The organism is Taibaiella soli (assembly GCF_003236175.1).
Lineage (GTDB): Bacteria > Bacteroidota > Bacteroidia > Chitinophagales > Chitinophagaceae > QKTW01.
In genome coordinates this window covers 47,912-64,584 of record NZ_QKTW01000006.1, presented here as the reverse complement: position 1 = coordinate 64,584, position 16,673 = coordinate 47,912, and the positions used below count along the sequence as shown (strand labels likewise).

At 43.0% G+C, this 16,673-nt stretch carries 16 protein-coding genes; 12 read left to right on the top strand and 4 right to left on the bottom strand.

The genetic code is table 11. From position 1 onward, the window contains the following. Positions 1–48 precede the first annotated feature (48 nt). Together DN068_RS03830 and DN068_RS03825 are read left to right on the top strand one after the other, a co-directional pair. Positions 49–1,020: a TIGR01777 family oxidoreductase gene (locus tag DN068_RS03830; RefSeq protein ID WP_110997570.1), complete on the top strand. Its 972-nt coding sequence runs from the start codon at positions 49–51 to the stop codon at positions 1,018–1,020. Between the two features lie 91 nt (positions 1,021–1,111). Continuing rightward, positions 1,112–1,528 carry an OsmC family protein gene (locus DN068_RS03825; RefSeq protein WP_110997569.1) on the top strand — a complete coding sequence of 139 codons (417 nt, stop codon included), beginning with the start codon at positions 1,112–1,114 and terminating at the stop codon, positions 1,526–1,528. Positions 1,529–1,881: 353 nt separating this feature from the next. Here the strand turns inward: DN068_RS03825 and DN068_RS03820 are convergent, their stop codons facing one another. The 4 genes from DN068_RS03820 to pdhA all read right to left on the bottom strand — a co-directional run bounded on the left by DN068_RS03820 (position 1,882) and on the right by pdhA (position 5,339). Continuing rightward, positions 1,882–2,604, bottom strand: a complete 723-nt coding sequence (locus DN068_RS03820; protein ID WP_110997568.1) for a (Fe-S)-binding protein — start codon at positions 2,602–2,604, stop codon at positions 1,882–1,884. Between the two features lie 200 nt (positions 2,605–2,804). After that, positions 2,805–3,308, bottom strand: a complete 504-nt coding sequence (ribH, locus tag DN068_RS03815; RefSeq protein WP_110997567.1) for a 6,7-dimethyl-8-ribityllumazine synthase — start codon at positions 3,306–3,308, stop codon at positions 2,805–2,807. A gap of 254 nt (positions 3,309–3,562) precedes the next feature. Further along, entirely contained in the window at positions 3,563–4,258 is a 696-nt protein-coding gene (locus DN068_RS03810) for a tetratricopeptide repeat protein (RefSeq protein ID WP_110997566.1), read from the bottom strand. An 88-nt stretch (positions 4,259–4,346) separates the two neighbouring features. Then, positions 4,347–5,339, bottom strand: coding sequence for a pyruvate dehydrogenase (acetyl-transferring) E1 component subunit alpha (pdhA, locus tag DN068_RS03805; protein WP_110997565.1), 993 nt, complete (start codon positions 5,337–5,339; stop codon positions 4,347–4,349). A gap of 55 nt (positions 5,340–5,394) precedes the next feature. Here pdhA and recF point away from each other — a divergent pair, with 55 nt between their 5' ends. The 10 genes from recF (at position 5,395) to DN068_RS03755 (ending at position 16,626) form a co-directional block, all read left to right on the top strand. Next, positions 5,395–6,471: a DNA replication/repair protein RecF gene (gene recF, locus DN068_RS03800; RefSeq protein WP_165836270.1), complete on the top strand. Its 1,077-nt coding sequence runs from the start codon at positions 5,395–5,397 to the stop codon at positions 6,469–6,471. Positions 6,472–6,525: 54 nt separating this feature from the next. Then, positions 6,526–6,894, top strand: coding sequence for an FEKKY domain-containing protein (locus DN068_RS03795; protein ID WP_123985227.1), 369 nt, complete (start codon positions 6,526–6,528; stop codon positions 6,892–6,894). 386 nt (positions 6,895–7,280) lie between these two features. Next, positions 7,281–7,664 carry a 30S ribosomal protein S12 gene (rpsL, locus tag DN068_RS03790; RefSeq protein ID WP_110997562.1) on the top strand — a complete coding sequence of 128 codons (384 nt, stop codon included), beginning with the start codon at positions 7,281–7,283 and terminating at the stop codon, positions 7,662–7,664. A 34-nt stretch (positions 7,665–7,698) separates the two neighbouring features. Then, positions 7,699–8,166 (top strand): 30S ribosomal protein S7, encoded by a 468-nt coding sequence (gene rpsG, locus DN068_RS03785; protein ID WP_110997561.1) that lies wholly within the window; start codon positions 7,699–7,701, stop codon positions 8,164–8,166. Positions 8,167–8,535: 369 nt separating this feature from the next. Then, a complete protein-coding gene (locus DN068_RS03780; RefSeq protein ID WP_110997560.1) occupies positions 8,536–8,928 on the top strand; it encodes a DUF7793 family protein in 393 nt (130 codons plus the stop codon). Positions 8,929–8,934: 6 nt separating this feature from the next. Continuing rightward, a complete protein-coding gene (locus DN068_RS03775) occupies positions 8,935–9,264 on the top strand; it encodes a hypothetical protein (RefSeq protein WP_110997559.1) in 330 nt (109 codons plus the stop codon). Between the two features lie 132 nt (positions 9,265–9,396). Further along, on the top strand, positions 9,397–10,092 hold the full coding sequence (locus DN068_RS03770) for a hypothetical protein (protein WP_110997558.1): 696 nt from the start codon (positions 9,397–9,399) through the stop codon (positions 10,090–10,092). 196 nt (positions 10,093–10,288) lie between these two features. Continuing rightward, a complete protein-coding gene (recA, locus tag DN068_RS03765; protein ID WP_110997557.1) occupies positions 10,289–11,287 on the top strand; it encodes a recombinase RecA in 999 nt (332 codons plus the stop codon). Between the two features lie 643 nt (positions 11,288–11,930). Beyond that, positions 11,931–16,052, top strand: a complete 4,122-nt coding sequence (locus tag DN068_RS03760) for a PDC sensor domain-containing protein (protein ID WP_110997556.1) — start codon at positions 11,931–11,933, stop codon at positions 16,050–16,052. Between the two features lie 301 nt (positions 16,053–16,353). Continuing rightward, entirely contained in the window at positions 16,354–16,626 is a 273-nt protein-coding gene (locus DN068_RS03755; protein WP_110997555.1) for a hypothetical protein, read from the top strand. The last annotated feature ends 47 nt before the right edge of the window (positions 16,627–16,673 follow it).

Here is a 16,673-nt window from a genome sequence, read left to right as displayed (position 1 = left end):
AACAGCATTTGGCATTCACCACATTTCCCACATTAATCACATTATCCAATGTTTACCGCAAAGAAAATTATAATAGCTGGAGGTTCAGGTTTTATCGGGCAAGCCATGGCTCAAAGATGGGTAGCAGACAATGAAATCATCATTCTGTCCAGACAGTTGCCTGGGGAAAATAATGCCTATGGCACAAAAGTAGTTGGAGACAAAATTCGTACGGTAAAATGGGATGGAATAAATATGGGTGAATGGGCAAAATACCTGAACGGCGCCGATGTATTGATTAATCTCACCGGCAAATCTGTGAATTGCCGATACAATGAAGCCAACAAAGCGGAAATTTTCAGAAGTCGTCTGGATGCAACAAAGGTATTGGGCCGTGCAGTAAACAGTGTGGAAAATCCCCCCAAACTATGGATTAATGCCGCGTCTGCTACTATTTATCGCCACGCAGAAGATCGCCCGCAGGATGAATATACCGGTGAAATTGAAAATGATTTTTCTGTGCAGGTCTGTAAACAATGGGAACAAACTTTTTATGATCAGCATACACCGCAAACCCGCAAAATTGCCCTACGAACCGCTATCACTTTGGGAAACGGAGGCGTCATGATTCCTTATTTTAATCTTGCAAAATTTGGTCTTGGCGGAAGGCAGGGCAGTGGCCGGCAAATGTATAGCTGGGTGCACATAGCGGACGTTTGTCGCGCGGTGGAATATATCTGCGAAAATGAAGCCATGGAAGGTACTTACAACGTTTCAGCCCCTAACCCTGTAACAAATCATGTGTTCATGAAAACCTTGCGAAGCACCTGCGGTCATCTCTTTGGACTACCGGCATTTGAATGGATGCTGCAGATCGGTACCCGGCTCATCGGCACGGAAGCTGAACTGATCCTGAAAAGCCGTTGGGTGCTTCCCACAAGGTTAACGGAAGCTGGTTTTGTTTTTGAATTCCCTGAACTGGGAATGGCGTTGAAGGACATAGTGCGGCAGGTGCCACGTCGCAGGTATCATTTATTCTGATGATGATATTTCCGTGAAATTTCGGGCAGACGTTTCATCATGGCATTCTTTTTATTAATTTACCGTAAATCTGAAAACAAAAAGATCATTTATGAAACGCAACGCTACTGCCGTTTGGAACGGTTCTGGTAAAGAAGGTTCTGGTAACCTGACCACTCAAAGCACTGTGCTCAATAAAACACAATATTCTTACAGCAGCCGTTTTGAAAACGGTGTGGGTACGAATCCGGAAGAACTGATGGCGGCTGCACACGCAGGTTGTTTCACTATGAAACTGACTTTCGTACTCAACGCTGCAGGTTTTACGCCTGATGAAATCACCACTAACTGTGAAATTTCTTTGGATAATGGTGTGATCACTGAAAGTGCACTGACTGTAAAAGCGAAAGTTCCGGGTCTCACTGACGAACAATTGCAGACCGCTGCTGCTGATGCTAAAGAAAATTGCCCGGTGTCAAAAGCTTACGGCGCTATCGGCAGCATCACGATGAAGGCGGAACTGGTTTAGTGGTGAATGGTCAATGGTGAATGGTCAAACGTGAATGGTCAATTTTGTGACCGTTTTACTTGCGTTTGTCACAAGGCTTCGTGAAATGCAGGACTAAGCCAACAAGGATATTTAAACGCAAAAGAAACAGCCGATCAGATTCTGATCGGCTGTTTCTTTTTATAATCTTTATTTGTCAGGCTGAGCGGAGTCGAAGCCTTTATTTCGCGGGGTGTCTCCTTCGTCGACATGACAAACGCTAGTACATTTTTTAGCATGGTTTGCTTTCTTTGTCGCAAGGACATGTGGGAAAATCATTACGCTATTGACGTTTGACTTTTCACGTTTGACAAGCATTCACCATCGTCCATTCACTATTCACCACTGGCAAGAATGTCTGCAATATGCACCGTCTTCATCGGAATATTATTCTTCTCGATGTAGCCCTGGATATGCATCAGGCAAGAAACATCCGTAGAAATCATGTATTCAGCACCGGCGTCTAATGCACTTTGTACTTTAGTTTGCGCCATGCCAATAGATATTGGTTCATACTTCACAGCGAACGTACCTCCAAAGCCGCAGCAGGTTTCACATTCTTTCATTTCCACCACTTCCAGTCCTTTTACGTTATCCAGTAATTTTCTCGGACCCGCTTTAATGCCGCATTCGCGCAGCGCACCGCAGGCATCGTGGTAGGTGGCTTTTCCTGGAAACACCGCGCCCACATCTTCTACTTTTAGTACGTCAGTCAGAAATTCTGTGAACTCGTACATATAGCCGCGTACTTTATTACTAAGGTTATGTTCGGCAGAATTGGCAAACATTTTTTCGAAGTAATTACGTACATATCCCGTGCAGGAACCACTTGGTCCTACGATATAAAAGTCTTTATCGAAATCATTGAGGAATTTAGTAGCAACCGCTTTGGCATCATCCCAGTACCCGGCGTTGAATGCAGGCTGGCCGCAACAGGTTTGCTTCGGATTGTAGTGCACATTACAGCCCAGTTTCTCCAAAACACGAACCATATTCATGCCTGTTTCAGGATAAAGCTGATCAACAAAACACGGTATAAAAAGCTGTACGTTATGCATGTTTTTCTCTTTTGTAATTTTAAAATGGCTGAAGGCTTAAAGCTGAAAGTGCAAAGCTTGCTCGTGTTTATCAGTCTGAGTGTTAAGCTCTTTTGTCATGCTGAGTAGCTCATGGTGACAATTGCCATATCTCAAATCGGTTGTTATGCTGAGCGGAGTCGAAGCATACTCAAAGCGTTTGCTGCTTTAATCTTTTGGCGTTAAGCTTTAAGTTTACGAGTATTCGCAATCATTTTCAGCGCTGTAATAGCAGCCTCTTCACCTTTGTGCCCATGTGGACCGCCGAGGCGTTCCCAGGCTTGTTCTTCGGTATCCAAAGTAAGCACACCAAAGATCACGGGAACGGGCAATGTCAGGTTGAGTTGCGTAATACCTTCCGTTACTGCTTTACAAACATATTCAAAATGTGGAGTACCACCGCGGATCACTGCGCCAAAAGCGATAATTGCCTCGGGTGCATTTTCTTTACCGGCATAGTGTTCCCACAGTTGCTTGCAGGCAAATGGAATTTCAAAACTACCGGGAACGGCAATCTCCGCTACGATTTCAGCGCCGGTCTCGTCTGTGATTTTTTTGCAGCCGTTCATTTGTGCCGCTACAATTTTATCGTTCCATTCTGTATAAACAACGGCTACGCGAGCGTTTCCGAGTTCTTTTAAAGCTGAAATATCCAGCAGTGATGTACTATGTTGTGATTGTGCCATAACAAGCGTCAAAAATAGATTTTAATGGTGAATGGTCAATGGCCCATTTTGTCAAAAGTCAAATGTCAAAATTCAAAAACAAAAACTTCAGTTGATAGTTGCTCGTGTTGCGTAAATAATAATATAGTGCGGTCATGTCGATGGCAGCGGATATCCTGCGAAATAATGGGCCAATCGCAAATCAAAAATCTTCAATCAGCAATAAAAAAACCATCGCGTTTCTGCGATGGTTTTTTTATTGCGTGCAAATAATATTAGTTCAGCACACCCAGACGAGCAAGGTTTTTGTCCATATCGCGAGCCTGCATGCTTTGAGGGAATTCATCACGAACGCGGATATAAGCTTTTTTAGCTTCTTCCGGCTGGTTGCTCATTTCATAAGCAATGCCGAGGCGTTGCAGATAAAGTGGTGTTACAGCGAAATCGTCTTTGTCGCCGGTTGCTTTCTGATAAGATTCAATACCTTTTTTAGTATTGCCTGTTTCCATGTAAGCATCACCCAGTGCGCCCCAAGCCATGTAAGCTACAATCGTGTTTTTACCGTTGAAGTCTTCCAGTTCTTTGATGGCGTTTTTCGCATCACCCATTTTCAGATAACATACACCAGCATAGTAGTGCGCCAGGTTACCAGACTTTGTACCGCTGTATTTTTTTGTCACTTTCAGGAAACCGCCGTGTTGACCGTCGCCATTGAGTGCTTTATTTACAGAGTCAGCTTCAAAATAGCGTTGCGCAAAAGACATTGCGTTTGCTGCTTTTTCTTCTTGTGGTTCCTTGTAGAGCTTATTGTAAGCAAAGAAACCTACTACCGCAATCACCACAACTGCAATCGCCGTGTTGATGCGTTTTTTGTTCATTTCGTATTTGAGCTGAAGGTTGTCTAAGGCTTTGCTTCCTTCATCAACGATTGCTGGTTCTGCACCTGGTTTTGTACGAGCAGTGTTCGCCATTTTACTTTACTTATTTATGATTTTGGATTTATGTTTTGCAGAGAAACGGGCTTTTTTAGCCACCGCTCAACTACAGGCCACAAAAAAATTAGTCGACAATATAAGGATAATTTTGATCTACGTATATGTCTTTATAAACTTCGCTCACATCTGGCCAAGGGCTTTCTTCTGCGAATTTTACACTTTCTTCTACTTCCTGACGTATTTTTTCGTTGATCGCTTCAATTTCAGCTTCTGTAGCCCATTGATTGTCAGTGATCGTTTTCAGTACATGGTTGATCGGATCTTGTTCTTTATATTCTTCTACTTCTTCTTTTGTGCGGTATTTCGCAGGATCACTCATAGAGTGGCCTTTGTAGCGGTAAGTTTTGATTTCGAGGAAAGTTGGTCCGCCTTTTTCACGGGCACGACGCGCAGCGCGGTCAATCGCTTTGTGTACTTCTTCGCAGCTCATACCGTCTACAGAGTCACCTGGCATGTCATACGCGTCTGCAAGACGGTAGATATCCAGTACTTTAGATGTACGTTCTACTGATGTACCCATCGCATAGTGGTTGTTTTCGCAGATGAAAACTACCGGCAACTGCCACAATACCGCCATGTTGAACGTTTCATGGAGCATACCCTGACGAGCAGCGCCATCACCGAAGAAACAGAACGTTACGTTGCTGGTATCCTGGTATTGTTCCGCAAACGCAATACCGGCACCCAGACCAATCTGGCCACCTACGATACCATGTCCGCCGAAGAAGCGTTTTTCCTTAGAGAAAAAGTGCATACTACCACCTTTTCCTTTGGTACAACCGGTTGCTTTACCATACAGTTCGGCCATACATTCCTTTGCAGGAATGCCTTTTGCGATAGCCAGACCGTGATCACGGTAAGCAGTAATGATATTGTCGTTGTCGTTGATAGCAGTCATCAGACCTGCTGCCACGGCTTCCTGGCCGATATAAAGGTGACAAAAGCCACGGATTTTCTGCATGCCGTAAAGCTGTCCTGCTTTTTCTTCAAAGCGACGCAATAAGAGCATCAGTTCGTACCAGTATAGATATGTTTCTTTTCCGAATGGAGTCTGCACGGTTTTTCTAAATTTGCAGCGAATTTATAAAAAGTTTTGTTCCCCCAGTATCTGCTTGACAACCATTCGTAAAATATCTGTAATCCAGTACCGGAATTATAGCACCGGGAATTTCGAGTTTTCACAGCCAGTGACTTGTATTACAGGTCCAAATGGTAGTGGAAAAACGAATCTGCTTGATGCTGTGTATTATTTATGCTATACCAAAAGTTATTTTACCGCTTATCAGCAAAATGTGGTGCAAACTGGTTTGGACGGTTTCCGGGTGGAGGGTGTTTTTGAAAAGGACGGAAAAACCGAAACAGTGAGTTGTAAATGGAAACAAGGGAAAAAAGAATTGATATGTGACGGCGTGGAATACGACCGTGTTGCGGAATACATTGGAAAATATGCAGCTGTGATGATTGCTCCGGATGATCTGGAGTTGATCAACAATGGGGGAGAGGAACGCCGGAAATGGGTGGACAGCATTCTCGGGCAAACGGATAAAGTGTATCTGGAGAGTCTGATGCAATACCAGCGCGTGTTGCAGCAGCGCAATGCCTGGCTGAAACAACAATTCCAGAATCCATCGACGGACAGTATCGCTTTAGATTTTTACAATGATCAATTGGCCATGCACGGCGAATACATTCACCAGAAAAGGAAATTATTTTTGGTTGAATTCCTGCCTTTGCTCGATGCGTATTATCACCAGCTTTGCGGCGGCAGGGAAGAGATCAAAATGATTTATGAATCAGATCTTTTACAGAAACCAATGTTGCAATGGTTGAAAGAAAGCCTGCAAAATGATCTTCGCCTGCAGCGCACTACGCGTGGTATTCATAAAGATGATTGGGCTTATGTGCTTGAAAATGCGTTGATCCGTCAATTCGGCTCACAAGGACAGAAAAAAAGCTATCTTTTTGCCTTGAAACTGGCACAATACGCTTACCTGAGTAAAGTCCTCGGACATTTACCAATTCTTTTGCTGGACGATATTTTTGAAAAACTGGATCAGAACCGTATTGAGGCTTTACTCCGGATTATCCGCGGCGAGGGTTTCGGGCAGGTTCTGCTGACAGATACACATCCGGAAAGGGTGAGGGCCGCTTTCGGTGCCGAAGCTGCGATTCATTTTGTCCAGCTATGATTTTATGGAATTAAATTAAAACTTGCATCCTGTCTGATGTATCAACAATTGAATATGAAATCCTACATAAGCATTTTTATCCTCGCTACGAGTCTGTTTGCTATTTCTGCCTCTTGTAAAACAAAAAAAGCGGCTCAAAAAACGACAGTAAAAAAAACAGAACAGGCACAATCGGTTCCTCCGACCGCTGCTGCTGCACGCAAAGACATCAAAAACAATCAGGTAAAATATTATTCCTTCGGAATTGCCGCACCAAAACCTCAGTTTGTTGCAGCGATGCAGTCTAGCTACAAAATCAGTGTGATTTCACTGGGCTGTCCGGTAAATGACGGAATAATGGGCTATAATTCGGTTGTGGACAGTTTTATGAAAGCGAAATACCACAAAAGCGTGGGGGATGTGCAGAAGGAGAGTATGTACTAAGCATTCTCATCCTTGAAGGAGCGTCTTTGCGAGGAACCTTCAAAAGGAAGAGAACTTCCGGTATGTCGAGGGGAACTTTGCGCCTTTGCGTCTTTGCGGGAAACCTAAATAAAACAGGTTTTTGACTTTTTATTTGTGAGTTTTGACTTCATGCCGGCATCAGAAATCGGCGATTTCCCCCGTTTATTAAAAGTTTCTAATTCAATAGAATAGCGAAAAGCGATCAATAGAATACATATTATGTAAAATATTAACTTTATTGCACGGGTTTCATTTTCTTTGAGTTATGACGTACTTTTTTTGAAAAAATAGCATGAAAATTTTGGTAGATTGTAAAAGTGGGTTACCTTTGCAGTCCAAATTTTAATTTACATTAACGGTAAGCAATGCCTACAATACAACAATTAGTTCGTAAAGGTCGTCAGCAAGTCCGCGCCAAGTCAAAGTCTCGTGCTTTGGATGCTTGTCCGCAACGTCGTGGTGTATGTACACGTGTGTACACAACAACACCAAAAAAACCAAACTCTGCCCTTCGTAAGGTAGCCAAAGTGCGTCTCACAAACAAGGTAGAAGTTATCGCTTATATTCCGGGTGAAGGTCACAACCTGCAGGAGCACAGTATCGTACTGATCCGCGGTGGTCGTGTTAAGGATCTTCCGGGTGTACGTTACCACATTGTGCGCGGTGCACTGGATACTGCGGGTGTAAAAGACCGCAAACAGAGCCGCTCTAAATACGGTACTAAGAAAGAAAAAGCTAAGAAAAAATAATTTTTAATTAAGTAATTAAAGCCAATCATTTAAAATGAGAAAGGCACAAGCTAAGAAACTTCCATTAGCACCAGATCCGAAATTTAACGATAAAAATGTTACCCGTTTTGTGAACTGCCTGATGTGGGGTGGTAATAAAACAGTGGTTCTGAGCGCATTTTACGATGCAATCGATAAAGTGAGCCAAATCACTAGCGAGGAAGGTTATGAAGTGTGGAAACGCGCACTTTCTAACGTAACTCCTGCGGTTGAAGTTCGTAGCCGTCGTATCGGTGGTGCTACATTCCAGATCCCGACTGAAGTTCGTCCGGATCGTAAAATCTCCCTCAGCATGAAATGGTTGATCCGTTACAGCCGCGAGCGCAACGGTAAAACAATTGCTGACAAGCTGGCTAACGAAATCGTAGCAGCAGCTAAGGGTGAAGGTGGTGCTTTCAAAAAGAAAGAAGATACTCACCGTATGGCAGAAGCCAACAAAGCATTCTCACACTTCAAAGTGTAAGTATCTGCTTCACAATATTTCAAAAGCCTTCCCGATATATCGGGAAGGCTTTTGTTGTTATCGCATAATATTCGGGTTTTCGAGAAGTTATGCAGCTACACTACTGCAAGGAAATGATAATCAAACAACCTCAAGTTGTGTGGATGTTGTTCGTTAAACGAGCATCGTCGCTTGATTTATTTGTAGTACTTTAATCAACTTTCGAATCCTTACTTTTTTGCTTGCCCAAAAAAGTAAGCAAAAAAAGGCAGTCGGAGCCCGATGACTCCAGGCCTCCGACGGTAGCTCGATTGAGCGAACTGCTACTGTGCTGCCAGTCTAAGGGCCTTGATTTTTTTAATTAATTTCGAACGTATCATTGAGAACTGTATGGTAAAACCACCGGCCAACGCCGTTACTACGGAAACTGATTTAGGTACTTACTGGTTTGATGAATCAGGTATTTTGATTTCAATCTCCAAACCTCCTAAACGTACAGTGGCAAACTGTAATGCTAACTTCGAAGCGATCCGCCAATTCTCCGGAGGTAAGAAAGTCCCGTTGATGGTTTATATCTGCAAATCGCCGGTGCCCGATAAAGAAACGCGTAAGTTGGTGGCCGAAGGCCTGCCTGGCGTCTACACAGCGATGGCCATGATCTCTAAATCGGGCCTGGGAACGGTAATCATGAATTTTCTTTTCAAGCTGAATCCGCCGAGTATTCCGATGAAAACATTTGCCAATGAAGCAGATGCCAGGAAATGGCTGCGTCAATATCTTTAGGTATCTATGGCATTGAAACATCTGGAAGAACTAGGCGAGCAGCTGATCATACGGAAATGGGCCGTTGAAGAATTGCCAGGCGATAATGATTTTTATATTTCGGCTATCTGGAAGATCGGACATGCGAATTATCCAGGCATAACGTTGGAGCTCGTTTTCGACGGAATGGGCGATGATTTGACGACTTTGCCTATTGAAGAATGTTATGGTTGCTATGTAGAAGGGCACAGCGATCAAACACTTTATTTTTTCGACAATGAGCGGCTTTGGAAAAGTAATCTGGCGCAATTTTTGGATGCATTGGACCAAATTGCGAAAGCGGCTACCGGAGCGTAAGCACGCCTATATTTTGCGTAGAATCATTATGTTTATAACAGTCTTTTGTGAATTAGGCCGATCTGCGTAAAAAGGGCTTCCCCTATCTTTAATATCTGAATAGTAATTTTTCACCTTTAACCGCTACAACCCATGAAAAAACTCCTTCTGGGCATTTCCTTTCTTTTTGTTTCTAATCAATGCACGGCGCAGGTTACTTATGGAAAAAATCCCGCGCATTCTGTTCTGAATTTTAACGGCAATACAATAACCTTTTCCGACAAAGACCCGGTAATGGTTGCCGGGAATAAAATGTATGCTAATGCAATACCTGCGCAGGTAAATGGAGAAAAAGTATATAAATCTACTTTTTTTGAATCGACATCACGGCCGGTAATGAAAGGCTATCAGGATATGACGGCCTATCTTTTTAAGCAGATGGCCTCAGATTTCTCTTCTTTGCCCGATGGTCTTTATAGTATTCATACGGCCAACCTTACTATTGATAAAAAAGGTAAACTTATTTATTTCGATTATACCCCATTGTATAAGCTGAGTGATGATGTGCAGATGGAGTCTAATGCATCGCAAATGGCGCCAATGCAGGTAAAGGTTTCGATAGCTTCGCCTCAAAGCACAGGTGATTTTGAAATTCCGCCGGCATTAAAAAAGAAAATAGAGCAAAAACTATATAACTGTCTGTTGAAATGTCCTTTATTTTCAGCCGCAACACTGCCTTCCGGAGCGAAAGTATATTGCTATCTGGGAGAGGATAAATACAATTTCAGGAGGCTGGTCAAAGTTGCCAATCATAGGGCGAAACTGGTTGATGCTTCAATGAAAGATTAATATCTGAGAATGCGTGCAGATACAGTGCAAGCATTGATTTTATCTTGCATGAAAATTACAGCAAAACCTTATCAGTCAACGCTTTCAGGCGTAATGCACAAAGGTGGAAAAAGAATTTTTCACTAACACCGCTAAGCTGTTTTTTCCAGTATATTTGGTAAAATTTTTCTTAGATATTTTATAATAAGTATTAATCATGGCAGCAGTAGAAGACAAACTGAAAGTATTAAAGCTCGCGCTCGACAAGATAGAAAAGGACTACGGTAAGGGATCGGTAATGATGTTGGGCGATAAGCAGCAAGACACAATGGACGTCATCAGTACGGGCTCGCTCGGTCTGGACGTTGCACTCGGCGTTGGCGGTTTTCCGCGCGGCCGTATTATTGAAATCTACGGTCCTGAATCTTCTGGTAAAACAACCATCGCTATTCATACAATTGCAGAAGCTCAGAAAAAAGGCGGCATTTGTGCGATCATTGATGCGGAACATGCTTTTGATTCTGGCTATGCACGTAAACTGGGTGTAGACGTAGATAATCTGATTATTTCTCAGCCTGATTATGGTGAACAAGCATTGGAAATTGCAGATCGTCTGATCTCTTCTGGTGCGGTAGATGTAGTGGTAATTGACTCTGTAGCCGCACTGGTTCCGAAAGGTGAACTGGAAGGTGAAATGGGTGACAGCAAAATGGGTCTGCAAGCTCGTTTGATGAGCCAGGCACTGCGTAAACTCACTGCGACCATCGCACGTACGGGTTGTTGCTGTATCTTCATCAACCAGCTTCGTGAGAAGATCGGTGTGATGTTTGGTAACCCTGAAACAACTACCGGTGGTAACGCGCTTAAATTCTACGCTTCTGTTCGTCTCGATATCCGTCGTATCAGCCAGATTAAAGATGGTGATGTTGCGAGCGGTAACCGTACTCGTGTGAAAGTGGTGAAAAACAAAGTGGCACCGCCTTTCCGCCAGGTAGAGTTTGATATCATCTTCGGTGAAGGTATCAGCAAAGTAGGTGAAGTTATTGATATGGGCGTGGAACTGGGGATCCTCCAGAAAAGTGGTTCATGGTTCAGTTACGGGGATGGTAAAATTGGCCAGGGCCGTGATGCGGTGAAACAATTCCTGTTCGATAATCCGGAAGTGATGGAAGAAATCGAAGGAAGAATCCGCGAAGCTTTACAACAGAAAGACTAGCTTAATTGACAATGGACAGTTGACAATGGACAGTTGACAATGGACAGTTGACAATTGACAGTTCTTATGTTGATTGATCATGTTCGGAAATATTTTATTAGAGACGTTCTCTTGTGGGAACGTCTTTTTTTGTGCGCCAATGTTGCGTAGAGACGTTCGTGCAACGTCAGCATATAACCGGAGAAATGCTTAATAGTAGCACCGTGGATGCGGTGTGCGACGCAACTCAGGCTGAACCGGAGTCATAGGCGCTGGTGACAAAAGAATTTTATACCAATTGAACTTCAAAAACGAGATTAAAAATTTTCCGCTCAATCAAATTTAAAGAAGTGTTTTCTGTCACTTTTGCCTTGAAGCAAAAGTAACCCAAAGTTCAAGGCTTAAGGAAACCACGGCTAATCCCTACACTTCGTTCAGGACGACGAAGGCATTTCGCTGTTGCGAGGAAGAATGACGTGGCAATCTAAAAGCTTACTATGCTGCTTTATACCCCTTCCTGGCCAATCTATAACTGATCTGTGCTGCTCCGTTCACCATCTGTGGGATTGGGTACTTGCGCAGTATATGCAAGGTCTGTATGAGTGCTATGTTTCTTTATTTATTAAATATTATTTATATTTAATATACAGAGCGTCTTAGACCCATGAAATTCTTTTCCATAAATCGCAGGCAGGCGGTTGCCTTTACTACATTGCTGGTAGTGCTTGCTGTCGGCATGGGTTATTTCTTTTTTTACCTGCCGGCCAATGAAAGTCATATTCAGAAGCAGAATTTTCGGGTGCTGCAGAATGTAGACAAGAACATTCATGAAAAAATAGATAATAGCGTAGCGCTGATCAATAATTTGCTGACGGCGTATTATAGCAAAGATGTAAATCGCGAGGAGCTTCAAAAATATATTGACAATTATCCCGACGATAATTTTAAGCTCGCACTACATGATCAACGCCAGATACGAGACAGTCTGAACCCGTTCCGCCAGCGCGCTGACAGTAATTACACCATTAAAGTTGATGATGATAATCAGCAATTCAGTTTGTTCTTTATCAGGAAAGACAGTACGGTGGCCACCGGACATAAAGTGATCAGCATGCGGTTCCGGTTTGATCAGTTTATAAAAATGTTGTTGCCTGAAAATGTTTTTGACGAGTATGTAGTATTTGGCAACAAGCGCGTCGTGTATGAAACATTTCCTTCCGGGCTCGCGAAATTTGAAAAAGATTCTATTCTAAATCTGAAAAACGGCATTGGTGGTTCCGGTGTAAAAAATGTAACGATTGGTGGCGTTTCTTATAAACTTTTTTTGCAGCCGGTATATTTTGATGCCAATAATCAATGGGTGATCGGCGGGTTAATGTCTAACAGTCGATATCAACAAGAACGCAGCCAGTTGCCTTTTAATATTGTCTTGTTTTTGCTGACCGTGGCACTGGGTATCACCATTTCATTCCCCTGGATCAAGTTGTTTAATATGGGCGGTCCGGATCGGGTGACGCTCCTGGACGGCGTTTGGACGATTGTTGTTTCCATTCTGCTGATGTCGCTCGTATTTCTTGCTTTCTTTAAATACAACGTGCCGGTGCGTCCTGTGTGCATTCCAGATTCAAAAGAAGTGCTGGCCAACCGGATTGAAAATTCATTTAACCGCGAAGTATCATACACCTACAACCGACTGTATGCAATAGATAGTTTGATGACGGTGCAGAAAGGCAAAGGTGATTTAGTGAATCTTCGGAAAGCAACCGTAGCGTCTGGAATGCTGAATAGCAATAGTGTGATGGATAGGGATTTTCCATTCGGGAAACTGGATACATTGATGAAAGGTGTTCGTCCCGTACAAGTGTTCTGGCTGAATAAAAATGGCTTTGAAACCTATAACTGGACAGTAGAAGATCGAAATGCGCCGCATGGGGATTATCAGAAAAGAGGCTACTATCGCGAGATTTCGGACAGCACCGGTTTTCATCTCAATGGTCATGCAGATTCGATGTTCTATCTGGATCAGGTGACTTCCTGGACGACGGGAACATTTACCAGCGTGATGTCTTTATTGTCCGGCATGACTACAGACTCGGCGAAAACAATTGCTGCCATGTCATTTGCCGTGCGCAGTCTGGATAGTGTGATTTTGCCGGCAGGCTACCTTTTTGCAGTAACCGATCAATCGGGCAAAGTGCTGTATCATTCCGATAAGACACATAACCTTAATGAAAACCTGTTTACCGAATTCTCGGAAGGAAACCGTTTGCGTAGCAACATAGAAGCCCGGACCAATGATGAATTTCTAACCAAATATTTAGGCCGGCAATACATCGTGCGTGTACAACAACTGGGCGCTTATCCCATGTACATCGTCATTATGGCGGACAAGAATTTTAAGGATACCCGTGATATAGAAGTGTACAGTTTTACGTTTGGGATGTTTGTTTGTTTCTTCCTGTTCTTCACTTTGCAGTTGCTGGTTATTTTCCTTGTTGCAGCGAAAAGATCATTTTTCAAGAAGCAATTTTTCGATACCAGCTGGGTGGGGCCGCGTATTTCTTTCCACGTGCAATACCTGGTGGCAGCGCTTTTTCATCTTTTTATGATTGCGTTGTTGTGTTGTTTTTTTATGCGCACGAGCTTTATGGAGTATGTGTTTATACTCTTGTTTGCAGTTACGTTCAGTACGCTTTTTCTTACGTTGCTTTACGCTAAAAGATATCGTGAAGAGAACAAGCACAATAATTATAAATACAAGTTGATGACCGTGCTGTCGCTGGCTGCGTTTATATTGTTGATTAATATTGGAGCGATTATTTCAAGAAATGGCCTGCCGGGAAATTGTTTTCTTTTGTTCGAAGGCTTATCGCTGATCGGCTTTTTTATTTTTTACTGGATAGAAGACGGATGGCAGAAAAGATTATCAGCAAAAGGTCCGCTGGGTATTGCCAAACAATCTGCGGGCTACACACAAAGCTTTGCGGCAATGCTGCTCACGCGGCTCATTCTCTCCAGCGGTGTGCCGGTTGCATTCTTCTATACGTTTGGTTACAATTACGAGCAAAACCTTTCGGTACGGTATAAACATTATGATTTTGCACAGCAGCTGATGCAAAAATTTACGTATCCGGAACATGCAGCATTTTCAAACGATAGTCTGAACCTTCAAAAATTTACCGGCATTTACAGTGATAGTTGCTGGATTGACACCTGCACGCTTTGTACACTTTCAGATCAGCAAATAAGAACGCTTTCAAAAGATTATCAGCAGGAAGACCTGGCTGCGATAGCAATGCTGCGGTTGTTCCGCTTTTATAAAAGTGAACTGGCAGTGGGCGAAGATGCCTTTAATCAGCCTGCTTCTGATGACCGTTCTATTCTGTTCAATAATCTGCTGACCATTTGCAATGGAAATGACAATACAGTTTCTTATATCAAAACACGTACTCCTGGTCAATACATTAAACTGAGATCGCTCGATCTGACTTATCAGATTCCGCTGTGGTATGGAAAAGGTTTTTTGTTCTGGATGCTGCTTGGGTTGACGATGGTTGTTTTTTACTATATTATTTATCGAGTCATACGCAAGCTGTTTGCGTTGAATCTGCCGGATACTTCGGCCTGGAGTAGTATTGACGAGCGGATGCTGGAAGATAATACACTGAATAATTTACTGTTTATAATTGGCGCGCCGGGTGCAGGTAAATTGAAAAAAGTACTGGAAGTAATTAAGCTCGGAAAAATGCGGTGGAAGGACAGTACGGTGATCAAATGGGTAGAAGGTAAACCGGAGGAGTCGAATATGTTTATTGCGGACATGCTGCTGATTCCCGATATAGAAGAAGGGGACGGTACTTCGCAGGAATGGAAAGAGTGGAAGGAGCATGTGGCGAAGATAATGGACAATAAAAACAAGCTGATTATCATTAATCATTTTGAATACAATATCAATTCTGCGCAGACCAACAATATAAAACTGAACCTGCTGGAGTCTTTGATGTATCAGTATAAAGCGAAGGTTATTGTTGTGTCTACGGTGCACCCGGTAAGTTTCCTGGATTCCGTGAATTCGCAAACATCTGATGAATCTACCGGCAAGCCGGGGCATGATCTGCAACGCTGGCATGTATTGCTGGGCCATTACCGTATTCTGATTATGCCGCTGCGTGTTTATAAAACCACGGCGCAAAAAGAAGGGTATGAGCTGATGGAACGCGAAACGCAGTACACGCATTTTTTACAGGAGATGCAGGCGATTGCGATACAAACTGCTGATTCTTTTCCCGGCGGACAAGACGGCACATCGGGCTATGATGTGGATTCGCTGGCGTTTAAACTGCAGGTGACCTCGCATTATTTCTACATGTACATCTGGCAATCGTTGACCAAAGAGGAGAAATTCCTGTTGTACGATTTAGCGGAAGATGGACTGGTAAATTCTTTTGATGATTATAATCTGAGTTTGCTGGTGAGTAAGGGAATTATCGTGCATGTGGATGGTTCACTGCGTTTGTTCAATAAAGGTTTCCGCAATTTTATTCTTACGGCTATTGGTAATTCGGAAGCAATGAAGATTAAAACACAAATTCGTGATAACGGCAGCTGGGCAAGTTTACGTACACCGCTGATGCTGGTGACTGTGGCGATTCTGGCATTCCTGTTGGTGTCGCAACAAGAAGTGTATGCAACACTGATTACGTATGTAACGGTGATTGGTGCAGGCGTGCCGGCTGTGTTGAAGATCTTTTCGTTTTTTGATAAGAACTCAAAGGCGAATAGCTGACTTTTAAAAGCTCAGGGCTTAAGGCCTAACGCTTAACGCTTAAAGCTTAAAGCTGCTCGCGTAGAAGCATGCCACGCAGTCTGCAAGAAAATTTTCTCGTAAGTGCACTAAGAGGCAAAAGTCTTAGTTTAATAGTAATGTTGCCGTTTGATTTTTTTGAACGGGATATTAGGCGGTATGTTTTGTTGTAATTATTTTGGTGAAAATGTATAGCCTAATGCCATGTCGATATTGTAGTCAATTGGGACACGAGAATGAAACTGTTTTTCAAGGGTCTTTTTCTTCGAAGAATGCGTGGACTATGGATACCGAAGAACAATTTGAGCGCTTTCAGCTTTTTTTTCGAGACCTGGGCTGGACCTCGGATTTAAACCGAATCTGGGATTATACGAGCAGTGAGCCCTGGGTTCAATTATCCATGGTTTCGAATGATGGCGCGGTCCAAATTTGGATGTACGCTACAGAAGACGATTGGTATCACTTGAAGATGAAACTTAGAGGGGACGAATTCCTGTATTTTTGTTGCAATGAAATGAGTGCGGTGGAGAAGCATATTCTTCACAATTTATTTTAATGCCTAATTAACGCAAAGGTGAATGGTCAATGGTGAATTTCATGTTA

What these genes read in the sequence shown, in the direction of transcription:
- DN068_RS03825 (WP_110997569.1), top strand. Translation starts at nt 1,112, where the DNA reads ATGAAACGCAACGCTACTGCCGTTTGGAACGGTTCTGGTAAAGAAGGT.
- DN068_RS03780 (WP_110997560.1), top strand. Translation starts at nt 8,536, where the DNA reads ATGGTAAAACCACCGGCCAACGCCGTTACTACGGAAACTGATTTAGGT.
- DN068_RS03775 (WP_110997559.1), top strand. Translation starts at nt 8,935, where the DNA reads ATGGCATTGAAACATCTGGAAGAACTAGGCGAGCAGCTGATCATACGG.
- DN068_RS03820 (WP_110997568.1), bottom strand. Translation starts at nt 2,604, where the DNA reads ATGCATAACGTACAGCTTTTTATACCGTGTTTTGTTGATCAGCTTTAT.
- ribH (WP_110997567.1), bottom strand. Translation starts at nt 3,308, where the DNA reads ATGGCACAATCACAACATAGTACATCACTGCTGGATATTTCAGCTTTA.
- rpsL (WP_110997562.1), top strand. Translation starts at nt 7,281, where the DNA reads ATGCCTACAATACAACAATTAGTTCGTAAAGGTCGTCAGCAAGTCCGC.
- rpsG (WP_110997561.1), top strand. Translation starts at nt 7,699, where the DNA reads ATGAGAAAGGCACAAGCTAAGAAACTTCCATTAGCACCAGATCCGAAA.
- DN068_RS03795 (WP_123985227.1), top strand. Translation starts at nt 6,526, where the DNA reads ATGAAATCCTACATAAGCATTTTTATCCTCGCTACGAGTCTGTTTGCT.
- recA (WP_110997557.1), top strand. Translation starts at nt 10,289, where the DNA reads ATGGCAGCAGTAGAAGACAAACTGAAAGTATTAAAGCTCGCGCTCGAC.
- DN068_RS03830 (WP_110997570.1), top strand. Translation starts at nt 49, where the DNA reads ATGTTTACCGCAAAGAAAATTATAATAGCTGGAGGTTCAGGTTTTATC.
- DN068_RS03810 (WP_110997566.1), bottom strand. Translation starts at nt 4,258, where the DNA reads ATGGCGAACACTGCTCGTACAAAACCAGGTGCAGAACCAGCAATCGTT.
- DN068_RS03770 (WP_110997558.1), top strand. Translation starts at nt 9,397, where the DNA reads ATGAAAAAACTCCTTCTGGGCATTTCCTTTCTTTTTGTTTCTAATCAA.
- DN068_RS03755 (WP_110997555.1), top strand. Translation starts at nt 16,354, where the DNA reads ATGGATACCGAAGAACAATTTGAGCGCTTTCAGCTTTTTTTTCGAGAC.
- DN068_RS03760 (WP_110997556.1), top strand. Translation starts at nt 11,931, where the DNA reads ATGAAATTCTTTTCCATAAATCGCAGGCAGGCGGTTGCCTTTACTACA.